At 40.1% G+C, this 21812-nt stretch carries 20 protein-coding genes; 8 read left to right on the top strand and 12 right to left on the bottom strand.

Annotated elements, in window-relative coordinates; all coding sequences use genetic code 11:
* The first annotated feature begins 66 nt into the window (after nucleotides 1-66).
* Nucleotides 67-1356, top strand: coding sequence for an ammonium transporter (locus LEP1GSC199_RS13015; RefSeq protein WP_039926804.1), 1290 nt, complete (start codon nucleotides 67-69; stop codon nucleotides 1354-1356).
* Between the two features lie 5 nt (nucleotides 1357-1361).
* Nucleotides 1362-1709, top strand: coding sequence for a P-II family nitrogen regulator (locus LEP1GSC199_RS13010; protein ID WP_002984273.1), 348 nt, complete (start codon nucleotides 1362-1364; stop codon nucleotides 1707-1709).
* Nucleotides 1710-1754: 45 nt separating this feature from the next.
* Here the strand turns inward: LEP1GSC199_RS13010 and ilvB are convergent, their stop codons facing one another.
* The 3 genes from ilvB to lepB all read right to left on the bottom strand — a co-directional run bounded on the left by ilvB (nucleotide 1755) and on the right by lepB (nucleotide 5045).
* Complete coding sequence (ilvB, locus tag LEP1GSC199_RS13005; protein ID WP_002984367.1) at nucleotides 1755-3446, bottom strand: biosynthetic-type acetolactate synthase large subunit; 1692 nt, start codon at nucleotides 3444-3446, stop codon at nucleotides 1755-1757.
* Between the two features lie 332 nt (nucleotides 3447-3778).
* On the bottom strand, nucleotides 3779-4027 hold the full coding sequence (locus tag LEP1GSC199_RS13000; protein ID WP_232420776.1) for an AtpZ/AtpI family protein: 249 nt from the start codon (nucleotides 4025-4027) through the stop codon (nucleotides 3779-3781).
* Entirely contained in the window at nucleotides 4008-5045 is a 1038-nt protein-coding gene (gene lepB / locus LEP1GSC199_RS12995; RefSeq protein WP_039926803.1) for a signal peptidase I, read from the bottom strand. Before lepB ends, LEP1GSC199_RS13000 begins: the two co-directional genes overlap by 20 nt.
* A 112-nt stretch (nucleotides 5046-5157) precedes the next feature.
* Between lepB and LEP1GSC199_RS12990 the strand changes: the two genes are divergently transcribed.
* The gene (locus tag LEP1GSC199_RS12990) at nucleotides 5158-5949 is read left to right on the top strand and encodes a hypothetical protein (RefSeq protein ID WP_002984365.1); all 792 of its coding nucleotides are present in this window, start codon (nucleotides 5158-5160) and stop codon (nucleotides 5947-5949) included.
* Nucleotides 5950-7782 (top strand): DUF2079 domain-containing protein, encoded by a 1833-nt coding sequence (locus tag LEP1GSC199_RS12985; RefSeq protein ID WP_002984255.1) that lies wholly within the window; start codon nucleotides 5950-5952, stop codon nucleotides 7780-7782.
* 126 nt (nucleotides 7783-7908) lie between these two features.
* Here LEP1GSC199_RS12985 and LEP1GSC199_RS12980 read toward each other — a convergent pair whose 3' ends face one another.
* The 3 genes from LEP1GSC199_RS12980 to LEP1GSC199_RS20960 form a co-directional block, all read right to left on the bottom strand.
* On the bottom strand, nucleotides 7909-8931 hold the full coding sequence (locus LEP1GSC199_RS12980) for an MBL fold metallo-hydrolase (protein WP_002984054.1): 1023 nt from the start codon (nucleotides 8929-8931) through the stop codon (nucleotides 7909-7911).
* Nucleotides 8932-8940: 9 nt separating this feature from the next.
* A complete protein-coding gene (locus tag LEP1GSC199_RS12975) occupies nucleotides 8941-10119 on the bottom strand; it encodes a MaoC family dehydratase (protein WP_002984144.1) in 1179 nt (392 codons plus the stop codon).
* Nucleotides 10120-10190: 71 nt separating this feature from the next.
* A complete protein-coding gene (locus LEP1GSC199_RS20960; protein ID WP_002984288.1) occupies nucleotides 10191-10373 on the bottom strand; it encodes a hypothetical protein in 183 nt (60 codons plus the stop codon).
* Between the two features lie 83 nt (nucleotides 10374-10456).
* On the opposite strand from LEP1GSC199_RS20960, the gene LEP1GSC199_RS12965 reads away from it, so the two are divergent.
* From LEP1GSC199_RS12965 to LEP1GSC199_RS12955, 3 genes are all read left to right on the top strand, one after another.
* Entirely contained in the window at nucleotides 10457-12061 is a 1605-nt protein-coding gene (locus LEP1GSC199_RS12965) for an NADP-dependent glyceraldehyde-3-phosphate dehydrogenase (RefSeq protein ID WP_002984202.1), read from the top strand.
* A gap of 71 nt (nucleotides 12062-12132) precedes the next feature.
* On the top strand, nucleotides 12133-13446 hold the full coding sequence (locus LEP1GSC199_RS12960; protein ID WP_002984129.1) for a DUF1554 domain-containing protein: 1314 nt from the start codon (nucleotides 12133-12135) through the stop codon (nucleotides 13444-13446).
* Nucleotides 13447-13571: 125 nt separating this feature from the next.
* Nucleotides 13572-14849 carry an esterase/lipase family protein gene (locus LEP1GSC199_RS12955; RefSeq protein ID WP_002984168.1) on the top strand — a complete coding sequence of 426 codons (1278 nt, stop codon included), beginning with the start codon at nucleotides 13572-13574 and terminating at the stop codon, nucleotides 14847-14849.
* 10 nt (nucleotides 14850-14859) lie between these two features.
* Here LEP1GSC199_RS12955 and LEP1GSC199_RS12950 read toward each other — a convergent pair whose 3' ends face one another.
* Both LEP1GSC199_RS12950 and LEP1GSC199_RS12945 read right to left on the bottom strand, forming a co-directional pair.
* Nucleotides 14860-15801: a histone deacetylase family protein gene (locus tag LEP1GSC199_RS12950; protein ID WP_002984044.1), complete on the bottom strand. Its 942-nt coding sequence runs from the start codon at nucleotides 15799-15801 to the stop codon at nucleotides 14860-14862.
* A gap of 53 nt (nucleotides 15802-15854) precedes the next feature.
* Nucleotides 15855-16418 (bottom strand): hypothetical protein, encoded by a 564-nt coding sequence (locus LEP1GSC199_RS12945; protein WP_002984220.1) that lies wholly within the window; start codon nucleotides 16416-16418, stop codon nucleotides 15855-15857.
* An 86-nt stretch (nucleotides 16419-16504) separates the two neighbouring features.
* Here LEP1GSC199_RS12945 and LEP1GSC199_RS12940 point away from each other — a divergent pair, with 86 nt between their 5' ends.
* Nucleotides 16505-17467: a putative glycoside hydrolase gene (locus tag LEP1GSC199_RS12940; RefSeq protein ID WP_002984127.1), complete on the top strand. Its 963-nt coding sequence runs from the start codon at nucleotides 16505-16507 to the stop codon at nucleotides 17465-17467.
* Between the two features lie 38 nt (nucleotides 17468-17505).
* Here LEP1GSC199_RS12940 and LEP1GSC199_RS12935 read toward each other — a convergent pair whose 3' ends face one another.
* The 4 genes from LEP1GSC199_RS12935 to LEP1GSC199_RS12920 all read right to left on the bottom strand — a co-directional run bounded on the left by LEP1GSC199_RS12935 (nucleotide 17506) and on the right by LEP1GSC199_RS12920 (nucleotide 21763).
* Nucleotides 17506-18528 (bottom strand): lipase secretion chaperone, encoded by a 1023-nt coding sequence (locus LEP1GSC199_RS12935; protein ID WP_002984120.1) that lies wholly within the window; start codon nucleotides 18526-18528, stop codon nucleotides 17506-17508.
* Nucleotides 18529-18625: 97 nt separating this feature from the next.
* Complete coding sequence (locus LEP1GSC199_RS12930; RefSeq protein WP_002984121.1) at nucleotides 18626-19537, bottom strand: lipase family alpha/beta hydrolase; 912 nt, start codon at nucleotides 19535-19537, stop codon at nucleotides 18626-18628.
* 220 nt (nucleotides 19538-19757) lie between these two features.
* Nucleotides 19758-21125 (bottom strand): DNA repair protein RadA, encoded by a 1368-nt coding sequence (radA, locus tag LEP1GSC199_RS12925; RefSeq protein ID WP_002984051.1) that lies wholly within the window; start codon nucleotides 21123-21125, stop codon nucleotides 19758-19760.
* Nucleotides 21125-21763 (bottom strand): ribonuclease D, encoded by a 639-nt coding sequence (locus LEP1GSC199_RS12920; RefSeq protein WP_002984150.1) that lies wholly within the window; start codon nucleotides 21761-21763, stop codon nucleotides 21125-21127. Before LEP1GSC199_RS12920 ends, radA begins: the two co-directional genes overlap by 1 nt.
* Nucleotides 21764-21812 lie beyond the last annotated feature (49 nt).

Below are 21812 nucleotides of genomic sequence, written 5' to 3'. Positions count from 1 at the left end.
GAGGAAAACCGTTCGTAATGATACGAATTTTATTTCTCATTTCAAAAACGATATTTGGAGCAAACAATGAAAATACAATTGCTCTTACGACCTTTGTTGGTATGTCTACTCTTCCTTTTACCGGGATTCCTAGCCGCAGAAGGGGAAATTCCATCCCCCCCAACCATCGATAAATCAGACACGGCATGGATGTTGGTTTCGTCTGCATTTGTGTTTTTTATGATCCCAGGACTTGCCTTGTTCTACGGAGGTATTGTCCGATCCAAAAATGTCCTTTCGACTATGATGCATAGTTTTGTTGCCATCATCGTAATGACATTGCAGTGGACGATCTTCGGATATAGTTTTGCTTTTTCTGGAGATAACCCATATATCGGAAATTTTGATTTAGCATTTCTCAATGGGATTGATATCGATTCTGTAAAGGGTTCTATCCCAACTTACGTACACTTTCTATTTCAAGGTATGTTTGCCATCATCACACCGGCCCTCATCTCGGGTGCAATTGCAGAAAGAATTAAACTTTCCGCCTATGTAGTTTTCATTCTCGTCTGGTCAACGTTAGTTTATGATCCAGTGGCACATTGGGTATGGGCTGATTCCGGTTGGTTGTTAAAAATGAATGCTCTTGATTTTGCAGGGGGAACTGTTGTTCATTTGATCTCAGGGATTGCTGGCCTTGCCGCAGCAATTGTCATCGGGAAACGAAAAGGTGATGTTGGGTTATTGACTCATCCAAATAACATGACTTATACGTTACTTGGATCGGGGTTATTGTGGTTTGGTTGGTTTGGTTTCAACGCAGGGTCAGGACTTGCTGTCAATGGACTTGCGGCTAGAGCATTTTTGGTAACACTGATTGCCCCTGCAGCTGCAGGAGCCAGTTGGTTACTCATTGAATGGTTACATACAAAAAAAGCAACGGCACTCGGTGCTGCTTCTGGGATTGTAGCAGGACTTGTAGTCATTACACCTGCTTCCGGTTATGTGGGTGTCCAAGGTGCGATGATCATGGGAGTTTTGGTATCTCCCATTTGTTATATGGCCATTTTACTCAAAGGCAAAATCCAATATGATGATACACTGGATGCTTTCGGTATCCATGGTGTTGGTGGAGCATTCGGAGCCATTCTCACTGGACTCTTTGCTTTAGAGTTAGCAGAAGGAATGACATTAGGAAACCAAATGACTGCGCAAGTCATAAGTGTTGCAGCAACAGGATTTTATTCTTTTGTAGTTTCTTACATACTGGCACTTGTGATCGAAAAAACAATTGGTTTTAGAATTGAAGAAGATAAAGAAATCACCGGACTCGACCAAGAAATCCATGGTGAAAAAGGATATGACATTAGGTAATCAATATGAAATTAGTCATCGCAATCATCCAACCACACAAACTGGAAGAAGTTAAAAACGAACTTACCAAAAACGAAATCTATCGTTTGACCGTAAGTGATGTTCAAGGTTATGGACAACAAAAAGGAAAAACAGAAGTTTTCCGAGGTCATGAATACCAAGTGAATCTCTTACGAAAGGTACGTTTAGAAATCGCAGTAAACGATGAGTTTGTCAAACCCACCGTGGATGCAATTTTGAAAGCAGCAAAAACGGGACCTGAAGGTAAAATCGGAGATGGAAAGATCTTTGTTATGCCACTCGAGGAAGTGATCCGCATTCGTAGTGGGGAACGCGGCAGCAAAGCCGTTTAATCATAGTTTGGTGTCCGAGGGAATTAAATCCCTCGGAAGGACTCTTTACATTGTAACCTTGTCTAGGACATATTCCTGATTCGACTTTCCTCCTGGAACAAAGGGATATACTCCCCAACTGGCAGGGATTCTCACTTCAATCATAGCCGGCCCCTTTTTTTCCAAAACCCTTTGTAGCTCATCTGTACCCAAACTCCAATCCCATTCCGAATATCCTATTCCAAACGATTGGCATAACAACGAAAAGTCGGGATGAAAATGAAATTTGGAACCAGAATGTTTGCTTCCGTAAAACAAATCTTGTTGTTGTTTCACAAGGCCCAAATGTTCATTGTTGATCAGGATCACCTTTACATTGAGATTCTGTTCCTTTAAAGTAGATAACTCTTGTAAGTTCATCATAATGGAACCATCACCTGAAAAACAAAACACATGAGCCTCTCTCTGACTTAAGGCTACACCGATGGCCGTAGGAAGTCCAAAACCCATAGTCCCCTGTCCCCCAGAAGTGATCCAAGATTTAGGATTTGCAAAGGGAAAATACTGTGCCACCCACATCTGGTGTTGGCCTACATCCGTAAGAATATAGTGATCCCCTTCGGGCAGGACAGAAGCAAAATCCAAAAGTATATTTTTCATCGGATGTTGTTCTGGAATCTGTCTCCATACGTCAATTTGTTCCCATGCTTTTGTATTTTGAATACAAAAGTCTTCTTCAATCAGAAAGGGAAGAACTTCAGAAATGTCTTTCTGCAAACTCAAATGGACTGATTTGTTTTTACCAATTTCACGTGCATCAATATCAATATGAACGACTTTCGCTTGGTTACAAAACTTCTGAATGGCACCCGTGGCCCGATCATCAAAACGAACACCTATCGCAATGAGAAGGTCACAAACACCTAAAGCTTCATTAGCAACGACTGTTCCGTGCATACCCATCATCCCTAAATTCATTGGATCATTTTTTTCAAAAATACCTAAACCCATAAGGGTAGTAACTGCCGGAATTTGGAACCTAGAAACAAAATCTCGCAAACGCAAATATTCTTTTTTGGCACCACCACCTATGTAAAGTAAGGGGAAGTCAGAAGCTTCCAAAAGTGATTTAATTTCTTGTAAAAACAAATTCAAACTTTCATCAGCTGGTTCTTCTTCGTTTCTTTTGGTCGTGAAGAGTTCTTCCTTCTTTAGCGAATCTAAATTAAAATTTCCATCTGGTATCTCAATCCCTTGGGTTTGGATGTTTTTTGGTAAGTCAATCCATACTGGGCCCATTTTTCCAGAACCAGATAAATGATAAGCTTCATCCAAGATTTCTATGATTTGGTTTGGTTCTTCTATCTTATAAACTTTCTTAACAAGAGGAGAGACAATACTTGCTGTGGGTAATTCCTGAAAGGCATCGGTTCCAATTAAGGCCAAGGGAACTTGTCCAGAAAAAACCAATAAGGGAATCGAATCTCTTTGGGCATCAGCAACCGCAGTGATGAGATTGGCAACACCTGGACCTGAGGAAACAAATACAGCACTTACTTCACCTGTAGTTCTTGCTCTACCTTGCGCAATGAATCCGGCACCTTGTTCATGACGAGCTAACACATGCTCAATTCTCGATTCGGCCAAACTTTCGTACAATGGCAATATGGTTCCACCAGGAACCCCAGGTATCCACTGAATCCCTTTAGATTCTAAAAAACGTATGATATATTGACTTACGGTGATTTGTTCCCGCATAAAGATCCTCCCGATTTGGTTTCCCCGTCGACTTCAGCTTTCTGTCGACCGAGGAAACGAAGGGAGATTATGACAGAAAGCTACGTATGTATGAGGAGACTACGACGACGATTAGGACGAGAGTGGAGAGGACATAGCTAGACAATCCAAGAACGGGCATGGAATCCATGATCTCGTATTGATTGGTTGTCTCGAAAGCCATTACATCCGAGAATTTTTGTATTTACTGGTGTCGTCAAGAATTTATTAGGATGAGGATGGAAAACATTTTCCTGAATCAGATCTTCTTGTTAGTGGTGAACTAACAAAGGGAAAAAAAGAAAACGAGTTGCCTATTCGTTTTCTTTGGCCCGTTTGATCAGCGAATAAAAAGCTAAAAAAAATCCAAAGAAAAAACCAACGAGAAGCCAGAGAGGTTCTGTTTTTAAATATTCGTCTAGGTAGTATCCTCCCATCACAAAAAGTGCGATGGAAGATACAAATTCAAATCCGGCACCAGCCATCGCCATGGATGACTTCTCTGGTTTTTTATCCGATGGTTTTTCAGGTTCTCCAGTCATCTTATTGGAGGATGCGACCAATCCGGTCCCAACGGACACCAAGTCTCCACAAACGATACCTTAAGGTTCTTTCAATCCATCCAAACCGAGACTCGTCATCTCTATATCGAGTGTTATGTGAAGAAAAGATTTCAGAATAGTGACAACGCCTATCTAACGCGTCGCCTTCATATCGTTCTGCGATTTCTGGTCCTTTTTCCGCAAGCTCCTGCCCATCCTTGTATTCACAAGTGGAGTCTTTCCAATCAATAGAAAAATAAATGATCAGTGCCTTCCCCAAAATATCTTCTCGTTTTACAAAACCCCAGGCACGTGAATCATGCGAGTCATCTCTATTATCACCCATCACCATATATTGGCCTTCCGGGATCACACATCCATGTAAAAAATCACAATACTCAAAGATATGAGCTCTGCGATCATCTTCAAAACCTTCGAGGATAAAATGTTCAAATCCAGGTTTTACTTCTTTAAATAGTGCCCTTTGTGTTGCTTCCAGATTGTCCAAGTCAGAAAGTTCTTTTCCAATGGGAACTTCCTTTGGTGCATAGGATTGGAAATCAGCTTCTCCTACTTCTTTATACTCAATGAGTGCAAAGTGTACTCTTCCTCTATCTTTTGTATCAATGTACTTTCTTGTGATACGGATGGTATCTCCAGGAAGTCCAACGACCCGTTTTACAAATCGTTTGGCAAAAATTCCGGTTCTCGATTCTTCTTGGGCAAGGGCTGTTGCTGGTGGAATAAAAGTTACGATATCACCACGTTTCGGATCATCAATTCGGAAGAGTTCCTTCTCTGTAAAGGGCATCCGGAAAGAATAACGCATTTTATTCACAAATAAAAAGTCCCCGATTTTAAGTGTGGGGATCATAGAACCTGAAGGAATATTATTAGCATCTAATATAGATGATTTGAAGGCAAAAACAAGAACCACAATGATCCCAAAAGAAATTCCGGAAGCAGCAGCTCCCTCTTTTGCGGGTTCCTTAGATTCTTGTTTTGGTTTGGATTGGAAGATGGAGGAGAATAATCCCATAGGTTCGAAGCTAGGGAATTGGAATTTTCTGTCAAGAAAGGGGGAAAAAAAGCGCAAAAGACTTGTACTATTTTCGGGAATCGACGATACCATACATGGAGATCTTCTGCTTATGGAAACATCAATCCACGTTTTACGAAAAACCTTACTGGAGATGAAAGAAAGTTACTCTTTTGTCTGCATTAAAACAGGAACGGAAACTGAGGATATGGGTGAGGAAGAAATCTCCCTATTAAAAACGATCACGGCCGGCATTTTGCCAATCTATGTCAAAATCGGTGGCCCGGAAGCCAGAAACGATATTCGGATCTGCCAAAGGATTGGAGTTTCAGGGATTTCTGCTCCCATGGTGGAGTCAGAGTATGCACTGAAAAACTTCATCCAAACCATGAAAAACCTCCTCACACCATCCGAATACGAATCTTATAATAAATCGATCAATATGGAAACCATCACAGGATACAGAAACTTGATGGATATTTTTGATTCTGCTTCTTTCCAAGCTTTAGAGCAAGTAACCGCTGCTAGATCTGACTTAAGTGCTTCCATGGACAAAAAACCAGATGACAAAGAAGTCACAAGGGTAGCCAAAAAAATCATTTCCGAGGCAAAAAGCAGAGGGAAAAAAACGTCTGTTGGCGGAACGATCACCAAAACAAATTTCGACCTTATTGCAAACGAAATCGAACCGGATTTTATTAACTCTCGTCATGTTATGGTAGATACTAAAAAAGCAATGTCTATTGGTGCTATGGACGTTGCCGAATGTATGTTGTTATTCGAAATGGATTTATTTGAATTTTTCTCTAAAACATTTCCAGAGAAAGGTTACTACTACAGAAACCGAGTAGAAATCAATCGGGAACGGATCGGTGAGAGGAAGGTTTTGTATTTCATTCGTTAAGTGGTATATTTATTTTTTTTATTCAGCTTAGTTTCTCCTTTTCTCTTTATTTCTCCTAAACACTTTCATGCCCCCTTTCAAAAGGGGGTATTTCTTTTTTTATTTGTCCTAACAATCACTCACTATTGGAAGGAAAAAAAATCCAAAGAAGAATCATTAATTTTTGGAGTAATATCAGAAAAACAAATCACTATCCTTCCCTACTTACTTTGTCTCAGTTGTATTGTTTTTTTATTGAGTAGCACTTACCATGCATTTCACCTAACAAAAGCATTTGCCGATGCCTTTTTATTCCAAGATGCAGATTATATTGGTATCTCAGATATTCTCTTATCCATTGCGAAGGGAGATGGTTTTAGTAGCGCCTACTATTCGGAATCGGGACAAGGAAGTTATCTCCCACACCACTTTGCTCCCGGAATGTTTATTCTATCTCCCTTTGTCAGTTTCATTCCGAACCGATGGGGACTCGCCGTTGGAGTTTTTTTTCTGTACCAACTAGGAACCATCCTTTGGTTGTTGTGGGCTTATCGAATTACCAAGAAAAACCCAAAGGAATTGGGAATCAAATTTATAGTCTTTTGGGTTCTTCTTACCAACCAACTATATCTTTATCGACTAGGATCCAGTTTTCATTTTGAGGTGCTTGTTCTTCTTTTTGGGTTTTTCTTTTTTTATACTTGGGAACTGAGAACAAAGTCAGAGAACTCCCCTTCTCATATTCGTTGGATTCATTATGGTATTTTAGCCTTATCACTCGTTTTATATTTGATTCAAAAAGAAGATATTGGGATCTACCTTCTTCTTTTTTTCTTACCTGTCCTTATCAGATTTTTATACCAGAATAGAATATTAAAGAAACAAATTCATAAATCGCAAAAAGACAACCAAATTTACCAGGATCAAAAATTCCCTCCTTATACTTTAGTCTTCATAGTCACAATTTTATGGCTAAGTTTTGTATTTTTCGTTTATCCAATGTTTAATGGTTCATCCACATCCATTTCCTGGACAAAAGTTTTAAGACAGGAATACCATGTTGCATTCAAACAAGTAACAGGCTTTCAAAAATCATTCCAAATTTTCATGGAGCTAATGGTAAGTGGAGGGCTTGGGATTTTCCAAATGATACCGGAAGTTTTAGGTATCGGACTGATATACGCTACACATCTATTTTCCACAAGACCCTGGCATCATGAGGTTTATACGTATTACAGTTATTCGCTGATTCCTTTTGTCCTCTACACGGGAATTTTATGGATCCAATCAGAGAAAAAGATTTCAACTTCATTTGCTTTATTGATACTTACTTGGCTATTTTGGAAAAACTCACTCGATCACAATTTTCCGTTAGATACTAAAATCGAAAGCCCTTATGCAAACTCTGAGATCCGAGAAGAAATCCAATCGGACTTAAAAGAAACCAATGCCCTTCTTCTCGGAGAAGACAAGGAACCTGAAAAATTTCTGCAGAAAATCCAAACAGCAGGTTCTGTTGGGCAAATACAATACCAAACAAAAAACTCTCCGCAAACAACGAATCCGCATCCAACTTTGAATACCATCGAAAACAATAAGAAGATTTTTGTATTTGCACAATACAACCTATCTTTCTTTGTCACAGACAAAATAAAAACCTATCCGATAGAACAGATTAAGAACGCAACGTCGATTTGTAAGATGGCAAATCTTTGTTATGTGGTATTAGCACCAGAGTTTACAGATGAGGTCTTATGGCCTAAATCTAGAGTTTTGGTATATAGGAAACAATTAGAAGACCAAAATGGGAACTTTGTTTGGAAAGGAAAACAAATCGAAGTTTGGAAACTATAGACAATCAATTTTAGTTTAGAATTTCAATTCACGTTCGAAGTTCCACTCGAAGATGGTTTCCAAATTCCAAGTCCAACCAAAACAGTCTCTTTTTCAAAACCGAAAAATAATTAGCGTATGAGTAGGTTAAGTGACGATATGAAAGACCTCGTATCCATTCTCGCGTTTTTCAATACGAATCTGTCCTTCTAAGACTAATTTTTGTATGATGCTATACACAAGCCCAAGAGCTGTCGGTAGGTGGCCGCCATTATGGACTTTTTTCCCAATAGCCGCTTCCATAAGAACCTTCAGATCGGACTCCCCTTCCCTGAGACGACGAAGAACCCCTTTCTCGAGTATACTCAATGTTTTTTTCACAAGAGTGATGGTCTTTTTTGGATCTTCAATTTCGCTCCCATGTGCGGGTAACATACGTTTGATGGGTTCTTCCAACAGTTTAGATAAAGTGAAATAATAATCCCCCAAACTTCCATCCATTTCCGAATAAATGGCAGTCAGGTTCGCAATGATGAGATCTCCTGAAAAATAAACCCCCGTAGAGGGATCTACAGGTGTGATATGATACAAATTATGGCCGGGAGTGTGTAAAAACCGAAAGAGTCTGCCACCTAACTCCAAACTGTCGTTGTGGTCGATGGCAACATCAATCCGTAAAACAGGATCCCCTTTTTTGGTTTCTCTAAATTTACTAAAAAACTGTCGCCAACCTTTGCGTGATTCTTCTAAAATCCGATTGAGTTCTTCTTTATCACCAAATGCTTTATGAAATAGGTCTTCTGTTGCCTCTTCAAAAAGCATCATCGATTCCAAATAATTCCCGACTCCATCCGCCATCGAACGATATCCGTAGTAGGTTACATTTTTTGCATAGGACTTTAGAACCAAAGAAGAAGAGATATGATCTAGATGATTATGCGTATAAATGATATGGCGAATGTCTTTAAAAGAAAATCCCTTTGTTTTTAGGGATGCTTGCAACAGGGGAATGGATTCAATATAACCCGAATCAATGAGGGTAAGCCCATCGTTTCCAGGATACAGGTAAATGTTGTTAGGTGCGTAGAATGGTTGGGGGAGAATAATTTTGAAGACACCGTCCCCGATGTCTTCCATGTCCGGAATTCTTTTGGGGACGGTAACTTTCATTTTTTCACCTTATGGTTGTTTTTTGATGATCAATCTTCTTTCAATTTCGAAGATTTTCTCTGGGATTTTTTCTTTTCCCAATTTCTTTTTATCATTTTCTTTGAGGAAAAGATCAGCACCGAATTTATCCAATGCATCGTTGGCTTTGATATTTTTTAAACCAATGAACTGGATTTGTACTTCACCCGCAGGGATTCCGTATTCTGTTCCTTTGTCTTCTGTAGTTAGGATGCGAGAAATACAAGTTACGGTATCACCAGAAAAAGCAGGTTGTGTATGGTATCCTTCTGTGAATCCAAGTTCCCAAATGGCATTTTCTGAAATATCACGTGAAGCCATACCAGCTAACCAACCAAATACGAGGCCACCGTAAACGACAGGTTCTCCACCCATTGGGCCGGAAATTCCAGCAGAATATAATTTGTCGTAATGAAGAGGATGAGTGTTTCCTACACGGAAAGTCCACTGAACGTGTTCATCCGTAATGGTTCTTCCATTTTGGTGTACATAAATTTGACCTGGTTTAAAATTCTCAAAATAAGTATGTCCCCAGGTGACATCCTTCATCTCTGTAGGAAATTTTAAATTAGGAAGTTTGAGAGCAGGTGTTTTTGATTCTGGGAAATAAGCAGATGAATCACCCGGTTTTGGATTTCCTTTTGGTTTTCCGTTCGATTGGTAGATCATGATTTTACGTTCGTATTGCAAAACCACTTCGTTTTTTTGATTGAGGCAAAGGGTTCTGACATGAACAATTCCCGGTTTCTCTGGGCCTTTGTCATCGACTGCTAAAATTTTAGTGCGAGAAGAAAGAGTGTCTCCTGGATATACTGGCATCAAAAACTGTGCGTTATAATAACCGAGGTTGGCAAGCGCCTTCTCACTGTTATTTTGAACACCAATCGAAAGTGCCAAATTAAAAACCATGAGTGGGTGAACGAGTAGGTCTGCAAATCCATGTGCTTTGGCATACTCTGCAGAAAGATAAAGTGGGTTTGCATCCATAAACACTGTGGCAAATTCTTGAGCAAAACTTCTGTCTACTGTGAACTGGCGGGGATGGACATAAATATCACCTACATTAAATTCTTCTAGGTATCGTCCGTAAATGTTCTTTTTGATATCAGATAGAGAGGCTGGTGTGCTTGGAGCTAACTCACCAAAGGGGGACATAGGTTTTTCGGCCATGGGAATTCCTTTTTCGAATGGGATAGGACTAATTTTCCAAGAGAGGCCCTAGCGAAAACGATTTTTCAGGTTCAGCCGGTCGCTCGTTTGGCGTATTCCTCCTTCCAGACACTATGCCAATGGTACCATTCTTCACGGACGGCACGGTATCGAACGAGATCACTGCGCACTTCCGACATCAATGATTCCAATTCTTCCACACGGCGGAAAAGTCGTAAGGTCAATGCCTCCCACTCTTCTTTGTTTTGGTCCATCCATGGTTCCATAAATTTTATATCGGCCGATCTTTTCCGTAAAATGTTGCTTTTTTAGCGAAGTCGCCATTCGATTCTGGATCATGAGCTTTGTTTTTCCTACAGAAGATTCCATTCCAGAAAAGTACCGCACAAAACCCATCCACCAAAAAGAATACCTACTTGGTGGAGAAATTCGAATTTGGGAAGGAGAATCGCAAATCGTAAAATCTCCCATCTTTACCAATAAAAATGGAAAATTGGAACAGGTAGTTTTAGGTTCCTATCCTAACTTTGATGAAAAACAAAGCCTAATGGCACTTGATGCCGCAGTTAAGGCATACAACCACGGAACAGGCGTTTGGCCCATTGCCACGCCTAAAGAACGAATTGATGCGGTTCGAAAATTTATTGAACTCATGAAGGGCAAAAGAGACCAAATCATTTTACTTCTTATGTGGGAAATTGGGAAAACAGAAAAGGATGCCACAAAAGAATTTGATCGAACCATCGAATACTTAGTTGATACCATTGACTCTTTACAAGAATTAGAAACAAGTTCCGCCAATTACATCAAAGAAGGTGGCCTTATTGCTCAAATCAAACGTTCCCCTTACGGTGTAGTTCTTTGTATGGGTCCCTTTAACTATCCGTTAAACGAAACATTTTGTACGCTTATCCCTGCCATTCTTATGGGAAATACCGTTGTTTTTAAACCGGCCAAATATGGTGTTCTACTTCTCCAACCTTTACTCGAATGTTTTCAAAAAGCATTCCCACCAGGTGTGATCAACACGGTCTATGGTGATGGATCCAAAGTGATTTCTCCCATTATGGAATCGGGAAAAATTGATGTCTTTGCTTTTATTGGATCTAGTTCCACGGCCAATCTCATCACGAAAAAACATCCGAAACTCAACCGCCTAAGGTCTGTTCTTGGACTCAATGCAAAAAATCCTGCCATCATTTTACCTGATACTGACTTAAAAACTATGGTTCCTGAAATTCTTTCTGGATCTCTAGCTTATAATGGCCAAAGGTGTACGGCATTAAAAATTCTTTTTGTTCACAAAGATATAGTCGATGAGTTTACAAAACTCTATTTAGAAGAATTTTCCAAATGGAAAGCGGGGATGCCTTGGGATAAGGATGTGAATTTTACACCACTCCCTGAGGAGGGAAAAACAAAGTGGTTAAAAGAACTTTTGGATGATGCCACTGCCCACGGAGCAAAAATTCTAAATCCTGGTGGAGGTGAGGTAACAGAATCCTTTATGTTTCCTGCTATCCTTTCCCCCATATCACCAAACGCACGTTTGTATCATGAAGAACAATTTGGTCCCCTCGTCCCGCTTGTTCCTTTTTCTTCCATTGATGAGCCGTTAGACTATATCTTCCAATCCAATATGGGCCAACAAGCAAGTATCTTTGGAAAAGATCCCAAAACCGTTGGCAAACTCATCGACATTCTTGTGAACCAAGTCGCTCGTGTGAATTGGAATGCTCAGTGCCAACGTGGCCCTGATACTTTTCCTTTCTCTGGACGCAAAGACTCAGCCGATGGAACCCTTTCTGTTTCCGATGCCCTTCGTGTTTTTTCCATTCGCACCGTTGTGAGTTTTAAGGACAATGAAATGGGACGTAATCTTCTCGGAGAAGTACTGAAAGAACGATCATCAAACTACTTAAGCCAAGAATTTCACTTGTAACCGCCTTTCTTTCTCCGATACTTGAAAAAGGTAAGTTACTTACTTGTTTTATCATTATAGGGGGTGGAAACATGCGCTTCAGTTTATTTGTTTCCTTCCTTTGTTTGGGTTGGTTTCTTTCTTGTAACCAAGTGAGTCCGCGTGATGAACTTTTATTCACTCTCGTAAATGGACTGAACCCCATTAACATAACTACCTCTTCAGTTTCTGTAGGTTCCTCGGCAAAGATCAATGTTTCTAGCACTAACATCCTATTGAAATATGGAACACCACAAAACTTTGGAATTTCACTGGTGAAAGAGCCAACCGCTAATGTGGATATCACTTTCACCTTTACCAATACGAAATTGACTATCAATGGTTCTGGGACTTCTCCAACTCCTACACCACTTACCTTTACTTCGGGAAACTACAACGTAGTACAAACCGTAAGTTTAGATTCAACGATTCAAACTTTAGATTCTTCCACGCTTACAATTACAGCAACAAGTGCTGATCCGTTTTACAATACCAGTGGCACCGTCTCCATCAGCCATCAACGTATCTATCTGGAATATACAGGAAATGCATTTATCTTTCAACAAGGAGTATCTATTCCATCACTCACTCCTTCGATTACCTTTGTTATCACCAATTGTTCAGTGACTCCAGCTCTTCCTGCAGGCCTAAGTTTGAATGCAAGTAACTGTGTGATTTCAGGAACACCGACTGGAGGCACACAACCGGCAACTACTTACGCAGTGACTGCGACAAATGGAACCGACTCAGATACTCATAACATTACCATCCAAATAGAACCAACAGTTTATAAAGTTTTTGTTACGGCAGCTACATTCGATGGAGACTTACGAGGAGCCGCTGCGGATGGTCCAGCCGGAGCTGATCTAAAATGTGGTGCGGATGCAAACAAACCGTCGACTGGATCTTATAAAGCAATGCTTACGACTGATGGTGGAACGAGAGTTGCTTGCACCACAACTAATTGCACAGCTCAATCAGAGAATACTTATTGGGTCTTTGTGGAAAATAGATACTATGTCCGTGCCAATGACTCAGCATCTTTATTCACTCCTAATTCGGCAGGAATTTTACCAGCATCTTCGAGTATTTTTTCAACAGCACCCTACACGATGAGCGAGTTTTTTGATTCCGGGGCACTCAAAACCTTTTGGACAGGCTTTGCTGCGCCTAATAATTATTGGCAAGTTGCATCCTTACAAGTTACGAATACTTGTTCTAATTGGACGAGTGGATCGGTGACTCCAACAGCAAGTGAAGGTGGCAGAGTAGGAAACTCAAATGCAAACGATTACACTGCTTTCAGAAATGGTCCGAATGGTGTATCTTGCTCTAGTCTCAACCACTTGGTCTGTGTAGAGCAATAACTCACCTTTTCTCTTGTTTCGATCGATTCTTTTTCTAATTTGTTCATTTCACCTCTTCAACCAAAAAGAACGTATCTTACTTTTTTCACTCGCTTTCCAAAGAAATTCGGTTACAATCTTTCCCCGTGATCCAAATCCTAATCAATTCCCTTGCGGGAAAAACAGTTTCTCTCACACAAAAAACGACAGACTCCCTACTCAAAGGCATTCAATTTTTAGTGAAAGGCAGCCTAACGAGCACAGGTGGAGGACTAGATCTACTTTCCAATGCTTTTTTTTACAAACCGGAATGGAGAGAGGCCTTACAAAAGGCGGGAGTCCAAGTTAAGGAAACCGGCCACAAATCCAATGAAAGTTTACAAAAAACTATAGAACAAACAAACCAGGCCTTTGACAAAGCACTCTTCAAAGTGGAACTTACGGCCCAGAAAAGTGATGATATGGTTTTTGATAACCGCATGGTATCGAGTATTCTTGGAAGTTCACACAATCAAAAATTCAAACTCACAAAAATTGATATGAGTTTTCGCACCATTGGCAAAGACATTACTGCAAAGGAAACCGTCACAGAATTTAAAAATTCTAAAAAAACAAAATCCGTTCTTTTCCTTCCAGGTTTATTTACTGATGAAACCGTTTGGTTGGAACAAACAGTAGAATACAAAGATAGAAAAATTACTTCTCCTGGACTTGCCACAGATTTACAAGAAGCGGGCTACTATCCATTTTATTTGAGATACAACCATGGTCTTCCCATCCATGAAAATGGAAAAAAACTGATGCATCTATTGGATGTCTTCTTTAATGAAGATCCAAATGCCAAACCAGATATTGTTTGTTATAGTTTGGGGTGTCTTATCTTTCGGTCTTGCCTCTACCATGCCAAATTAGAAAACAAAGAATGGATCCATAAGTTTGGAAAAATTGTATTGATTGCTGCACCAAACAAAGGTTCGTATTTGGAAAAAATTGGATTTTGGCTCGGATTTTTATTTGAAAAAAGTCCCAATGTGGCCCTTAAAATCATTGGGATGATTGGAAACCTTCGTAGTGATGCGATCAAAGACTTATCCTTCGGACTGATTCGCAAAGAAGAAAAAGGTTGGATGGAGACCATCTCTGGTTACTTTGGAGAAACCTATTTTGGTGAATTGGAAGATATGGATGTTTACCAAGCTTATGCTCTGATGGAAGGAGCAGAAAATCCCTTACAAAATTTCCTTGGGGATGGGATCGTTGAGAAAAAAAGTCTCACCTACTTAACTGATAAGGTTTTTAACAAAAAAACAAACCCCGCCTTACGAACATTAGAACTTAATAAACAAAATCATTTTTCTATCATTAGCGCAAGACCTCTCATCCATTGGGTAAAGGTAGTCTTTGGTGTGGCATCTGCCGATTGAACTTTAAGTTTTAAGTTGCCAAGGTTTCCAAGTGTAACTTTACCGATTCTGCCAATGCCTGGAAATCATACCCTCCTTCCAAAAAGGAGATGAGTTTACCGTTTGCATATGTATCTGCTATTTTCTTCACTTCCTTAGTAAAAATTTCATAAGAGGAAGTAGGAAGTTTCATACCACCGAGTGGATCGTCTCTGTGGGCATCAAACCCAGCGGAAACCAAAACAAACTCTGGTTGGAATTTTTCCATTTCCCGGTGGATGGATGAGAAAGTGGGTAGGTATTCAAATTCCCCTGCACCCCGTGCTAAAGGAATATTTAAAGTAGTTCCGAGTCCCCTTCCTCTACCTCGCTCGGACAGGGCACCTGTTCCTGGATAAAACGGATACTGGTGAAGAGAAACAAAGTATACTGAATCATCTTCATAAAACTGGTGTTGTGTGCCATTCCCGTGATGGACATCCCAATCTAAAATTAAAATGCGTTTGATCCCTTTCGATTGTAAATACTTGGCAGTAACAGCGATGTTATTAAAAATACAAAAACCCATAGCATGGTCCGACTCTGCATGATGCCCTGGAGGACGAACGAGTGCCATTCCATTTTTTAAGTTCCCTAAAAGAACTTCATCCGCTAAGTAGAGACCTGCACCCACAGCGAGACTTGCTGCCGAAAAAGAACGAGAAGAAAAAACCGTATCTCCATCCAAATACCCAGACCCTTTTTCTTCACAATTGCGTCCCACCAAACGAATGTAATTTGGATCATGAATAGAGGAGATGATCGAGAGTGGGGCTTCTTTAAAATCTTTTTTCCAAAGAAAATTCAGGGAAGGTAAATCACTCAAATGATCCAAAATGGATTCCAAACGGACGTGTGTTTCTGGATGGCCTGGACCTGTGTTGTGTTTTAAAAATTCTTCATGGAAAGTAATTCCTGTTTTTAAAGACTCCATTGATCCATCCTATTTTTCGCAATTCCTAATTGGCGGGTCATCCATATTTATGTTTATTGAAACAACATAAATCTTTCGATATACACAATCATTTCCACAATCTCAGCAATGATGCGGTCAATTTGTTTTGTGATTTGTACTTTTTCTTCCGGAGTGATGACTTTGTCCATCCCTGCACTTCCATAAACCGCATAGAATGTTTTGATCTCCGTGGAAAAGGTTGTATTGAACCATTCTTTAAACAACCTTTGTTTCATTTTGTACTCAGGTTTGATGGAACCTGTGAGTTCCCATACAGATCCTTCGGTAAAGCGTAAACGAAGTTCAAAGAGCCCCCTATCCTTTCGAATGTAGGTTTCTTCATCGACGACTGAAAAATCAAGCTTTCGAAGCATCACAAAAACAAGTAAAATACTCTCCAAAAACTCGATGAGATTCTTTTTCTCAGATCCACTAATTTTGGAATCATCGCCTAAATGTTGTAAATAGGATTCTCCCATTCCTTGGAAAAGGCGGGAAACTTCCACCATACGGTCTTTAAAATTTATTGGATCCGATAGTTCCTCTGGAAACCGACCGTAAGATTTCAAGTTGAAGTCATTGGAAATTTCTAACATGCCCAAATTTTCTTGGGGTTGGTTATTTTCGTCAATCGATTCGATTTGAATTTTCCGAACCAAATCAAAATCTTGTCATTACCACCATGAAACAACTCACTCTTTTGGTTCTCCTTCTATTCTTCGTATCTTGTCAATCGACATCTAAGATTGAAAAGAGACAAAATTCGGATTCCTCTGGAATCACTCCCGATTTTATCGAAGGACTGTATATCAATACCAAAACTATACGTGATAAAAAACGTTGGAGTTTGTTATTCCAAGTGATGAAGGATGCTGGTATGAATGCCGCAGTAGTGGATATGCAACCCTACCCACCAACACCAGAGCAGGTAGCAGAAGCGAAGGCTCTTGGTTTCTATATGGTAGCAAGAGTAGTCAATTTTGAAGGTGGACTCGTCGAAAAAACACCTAACACAAACTTAATGGCCACCATTCAAAAATCGATAAGAAAGGCTTGTGAACTAGGTTTCCCAGAAATCCAGTTAGATTACATTCGATTTGCTGATGGTGGAACCAACTTCAGTTTGAGTTACGAAAAACGTTACGAATCCATTCTCGGAATCATCAAAGATCATAAAGAAAAAACCAAAGACAGTTGTTCGAAAGACACTCGTTGGACTGCTGATGTATTTGGAAGAGTGCCCTTCATTGAAAATGATGTGATTGGTCAAAAAGTAGAACCTTTTAGTGAAGAGCTTCATGGACTTTATCCAATGTTGTACCCGTCTCATTTTTACGGACTTACTAAACGAGTGGCTGACCCGTATGGGACGATCAAAGACGGACTCGACTTAACAGTCAAACGTGCCAAACAAGGAACAAAAGCCATCGCTTGGGTTCAGGGATTCAATATGATGGTGGCCCCGAGTAAACTCAGTTATACGGACTATATCAAAGTGCAAATGCAAGGGGCAAAAGATTCTTTAGGACATGGGTTTATTGTTTGGAATGCGGGAAATGAATACATCGATACAATGAATGCATACGAAAAATACAAATCAGAACGCACTCCAAACAACCAAAAGGTGAGCAAAAACGAAGAATAGTTTTTTTTACAAAACGATTCCAACGATTAAGCGGGAATTTATTTTCCCGCTTCTTCTATGTTTTTACGCCTAATATATGCATCTGCTTCTTCTTCAGAACCCAAAAACTGAATTCGTAATTCTTTCAGTTTCTTTTCCTTTTCAGCAGCTGAAAGATTGGCATTTTCTCGTAAAAAATCTTTTTCTTTCAATTCATACTTGGAAATAGATTCTTTGAATTTAGATTCCTTGGATCTTTCTTCTGCCAAACTCCCAGCTCTTTCCTTTCCAAAGTATTTGATTTCAATACGATTTAAATATTTTTCTTTTTCTTTGGGATCGGTGATGGCATTGAACTCTTTATCACGAAGGCTCATTTCCACTTGGTAGTGGTCAAACTTGTCCTCTCTTGATACTAAAGAATCGTAATAGGTTCCGTACGTTTTTTTCTTCAAGTCTTCAAATTGTTTCACACGTTGTTCGGCAGGTAGGTTTGCCGATTGTTTAATGAAGTTTTGTGTCCCTTCTAAAAATGAAACTTGGGATTCTTCCATTCCAAAAATCAAATCCGCCTTATCGTTTAAGACATCCCTTCGTTTGGCTTTAATTTTTTCATACAATTCAACAAAGGATAAATCAGTTGGTTGTTCCCATTTTCTATATTCTTCTTCATACCGAAAGTATGAGATAAAAAGATCTTTTACTTTTTCTTTATCAGGAGATTCGTATTCTGCATCAATGTAAGCAAGAATCGTTGCATTACACTGGTCGGGTGTGTATTCGGCTTTACACTTACGGCGTAATGCCCAGACTTCCCAAACAAAGTTGATCTTACCCGTTTTTAAATCATCTAATAACTCTAAGTAGGGTTTGGTTTTGTCTTCTCGAAAAGGAGAAATTGCCTCATCCCAAAAACCTTCACCCGTTCCGAGAGGTGAGATTCTCTCCATAGTCATTTGTTCTTCGGGGCTGAGTGATTGTTTTGATTGGTTCGCGGTGGAGTCTTGTTTTAAGAAGTATAATAAACCCAAAAAGAAGATAAGGAATATAACAACGATGATAATAATTTTTTTGAAATCCATTCTGACTGTATTGAAACCTAATGAGGAATTTAGATGAAAAGTTCTTTAGAAATAAAAAAGCCGGACTGGTGATCCGGCTTTTTTGGAAAGAGGGTTTTTATAAACCAGCTTTTGCGTTTTTTGCAATGTTCAAGTAATAACCTTGTACATCAAAGTAGTTTTGTCCACTCCAAGCCAAGTTGGTTGCTTGTAAATGGTCAATTCCAGTTGCGAACCAATAAGAAGAAGGTGTTCCTTTCCAAGCTCCCCATTTTTGAGAGTTAAGTGGTACTACTCCATCATTGGCTCCACCAAGTCCGTAAAAAAGTCCGCCGGCCCAAGTGATTGGATGAGTTAAAGCCATGATTGGGTGTTGGATGAGGTCAGCCCAAGCCATTTGACTTCCATAAGAGTAGTATTTAATTCCAGATTTGTTAGGTGAATTCGTGTTGAAAGTCTTCACGTAACTTACAGTCAGCGATTTTCCCATTGCAATGACATCTTGAGGACGTCCATCCCGGTATACTAATTTTGCGAGCAAACTAAGTGCAGAATTTGCGAATGGTTGCATCCAACTTGGAATCGCTGCAAGGACGATATCCGCCATTGGAGCTCCTTGGTGAAGGGAATTAATTGTTGTTACAGTTTGTGTTTTTCCAGAAAATCCTAAATTGGAAACCATATAACGAATGACAAGTCCACCTTGGCTATGACCCATCAAGTGCACCTTAGAACAACCGTTTGCTGTCATCCAAGAAGAAACAGAGGATTGGATTTGGCTTGCGCGAGTAGGAATGGAATTTGTGGCAGAACTTCCAGGAGTGGTGACTTTAGCACCTTGGCTACGAAGATAACCATCAAGGCCTCCCCAATACTTTACGAGTCCACCAGCTAGTCCTTGAGTGTCATCAAAACCAAGGATTCCATGAACGAGTGCGATGCACTGACCATCAAGAGGACCGGCAAACAGACCGGAGGTGGGAACGGAGAGGAGGGTCGCTAAAACCCCAATCAAAATTTTCTTTTTCATATAACACCTGAACTTTCTATGTTTTAACAATATAAGTTCACGAGAATGACATGAGTCAATTACTTATGGCAACTTTAAGTCAAATGTTTCAGAACGATGTTCTTAGCTAACGCTGTTTATTCTCACGGGAGCATCGACATAACTTCTAAAGAGTCGTCAGTTGTCGACTAGCATAAACCTTCAGGTGTTTGAGTTTCTTTTACAGAGTCAGAGTTATTGATTAAAAACCTAACTCTTGTAAGTGTTTAACAGGTGTGAGCTCTAAAGAAGTAAATACTCCTTCCACTTCTTTGAAGTTTCCTTGGGGAATATAAACTTTGGAAATTCCAATGCCCGCCAGTTCCTTCAGGCGCAAACTGATTTGGCCCACACTTCTCACTTCTCCAGAAAGTCCCACCTCTCCGAGAAACCCAATCTCCCGAGAGACCGGTTTGTCCTTAAAAGAAGAGGCAATGGATGCCGCAATGGCTAAGTCAAGACTTGGTTCGTCAATGCTTAAGCCCCCCGCTAAATTACTAAAGATATCCGACTCGGACAAGGGAAAGCCTAAATACTTTTCGAGAACTGCGGAGAGTAAAATCACACGGCGGTTGTCTAGTCCCTCTGCCATACGGCGAGCTTGTCCATAAGAAGATTTTGTAACTAACGCCTGTACTTCGACACTAATAGCACGAGATCCTTCCATAACGGACGATAACACACTTCCAGAGCGCTCTTCTGACTCAGGCGAAATAAACAAACGATGACGATCTAATACTTGTTTGAGTCCACCAAATACCATTTCAAAGATCGCCGTGTCTCCCACAGCCCCGAACCTGTTTTTCACAGCTCGCAAAATTCGATAATAATTAAACCGGTCCCCTTCAAAATACAAAACTGTATCCACCAAATGTTCTAAAACTTTGGGGCCAGCAATTTGTCCATCTTTGGTGATGTGGCCGATGAGAAAAATGGGCACTGAGGTGCGTTTGGCGGTTTCTAAAAAGATTTGCGAGGACTCACGAAGTTGGGTGATAGTTCCTGCTTGGTTGACTAAACTTTCCTTTAAGATAGTTTGGATGGAATCAATAAAAACCACTCTTGGTTTTAAGTCAGAAATCATTTGTGAGATATTTTCTGCATACACCTCAGATGAGAGTAAAATGTTTTCGGAAGTGACACCCATTCGTTTGGCACGAAGTCCAATTTGAGACGCCGACTCTTCCCCTGAGATGTACAAAACCCTTCCCTCACTGGCAATGTTTTTGGCAATTTCAAGAACAAGAGTAGACTTTCCCACTCCTGGTTCCCCACCAACTAACACCAAACTGCCGGGAACAATTCCACCACCAAGAACCAAATCCAATTCGCTAAATCCCGTGGTTGTTCGAATGTGAGCATCACTCACAACCGAACCAATGGATTTGGGATCGGTATACCTTCTGTCTTTTGGTTTTTCAAAAACAGGGGAATCAAACCTACCCGTAGAGGCCATCCCTACTTCATCAATTTGATTCCATTCCCCGCAAGAAGGACATTTTCCTGCCCAACGACTGAAGGTATCCCCGCAGGATTTACATTGGTATTGGGGGAGTTGTTTTTTTGCCATCAGTGTTCGAAAAGATTAGGTACTTCCAAAAGATCCAGTTCCACTTGTGTTTCCAAAAAAGCAAAACAACGTTCGGCAATAGCAAATCTGTTTTCTCGGATCATCATCTCTGTAAGTATCGACTCGAGAGAAATTAAAAACCGAACATCTGTGGAGGCATAGTCCACTTGGTCTTTGGTAAGGATCTTTTTACCCCAGTCGGAGCTCTGATTTTTTTTATCGATATTTTCTTCAAAAAATTCACGGATCAACTCTTTTAACCCGTGTTTGTCGGTATAAGTTCTTGCGAGTTTACTTCCAATCTTTGTACAAAATACATTTTGTACTTTGATCCCAAGCCTTGCCCGAAGGAAGGTCATGTCCATTCTTGCAAAATGAAAGATTTTTGTGATGTCTTTGGATTCAAATAATTTTTGGATATGAGGAGCTTCTGTTTGTCCAGGGAGAATTTGAACGAGTGCGACTTTATTTTTGGAATCGGAAATTTGTACGACACAGAGTCTGTCCCTTCTGGGATTGAGCCCCATCATTTCACAATCCACGGCCAACCGGTCATCCTTTTTGAAGGCTTCAAAGAAATCTTCGTTCAGATCTCCTTGGAGGACGACTGGTTTTATAGTTGAACGTTTTTGGGTCATAATGGCTTACTATGGAAACCACCCTATCAAAATCATCAAATAGATTTTT

The organism is Leptospira vanthielii serovar Holland str. Waz Holland = ATCC 700522, from assembly GCF_000332455.1.
GTDB classification, from domain to species: Bacteria; Spirochaetota; Leptospiria; order Leptospirales; family Leptospiraceae; genus Leptospira_A; species Leptospira_A vanthielii.
Note: the sequence above shows the minus strand (reverse complement) of the source record. Positions and strands in the feature narration are given on the sequence as shown.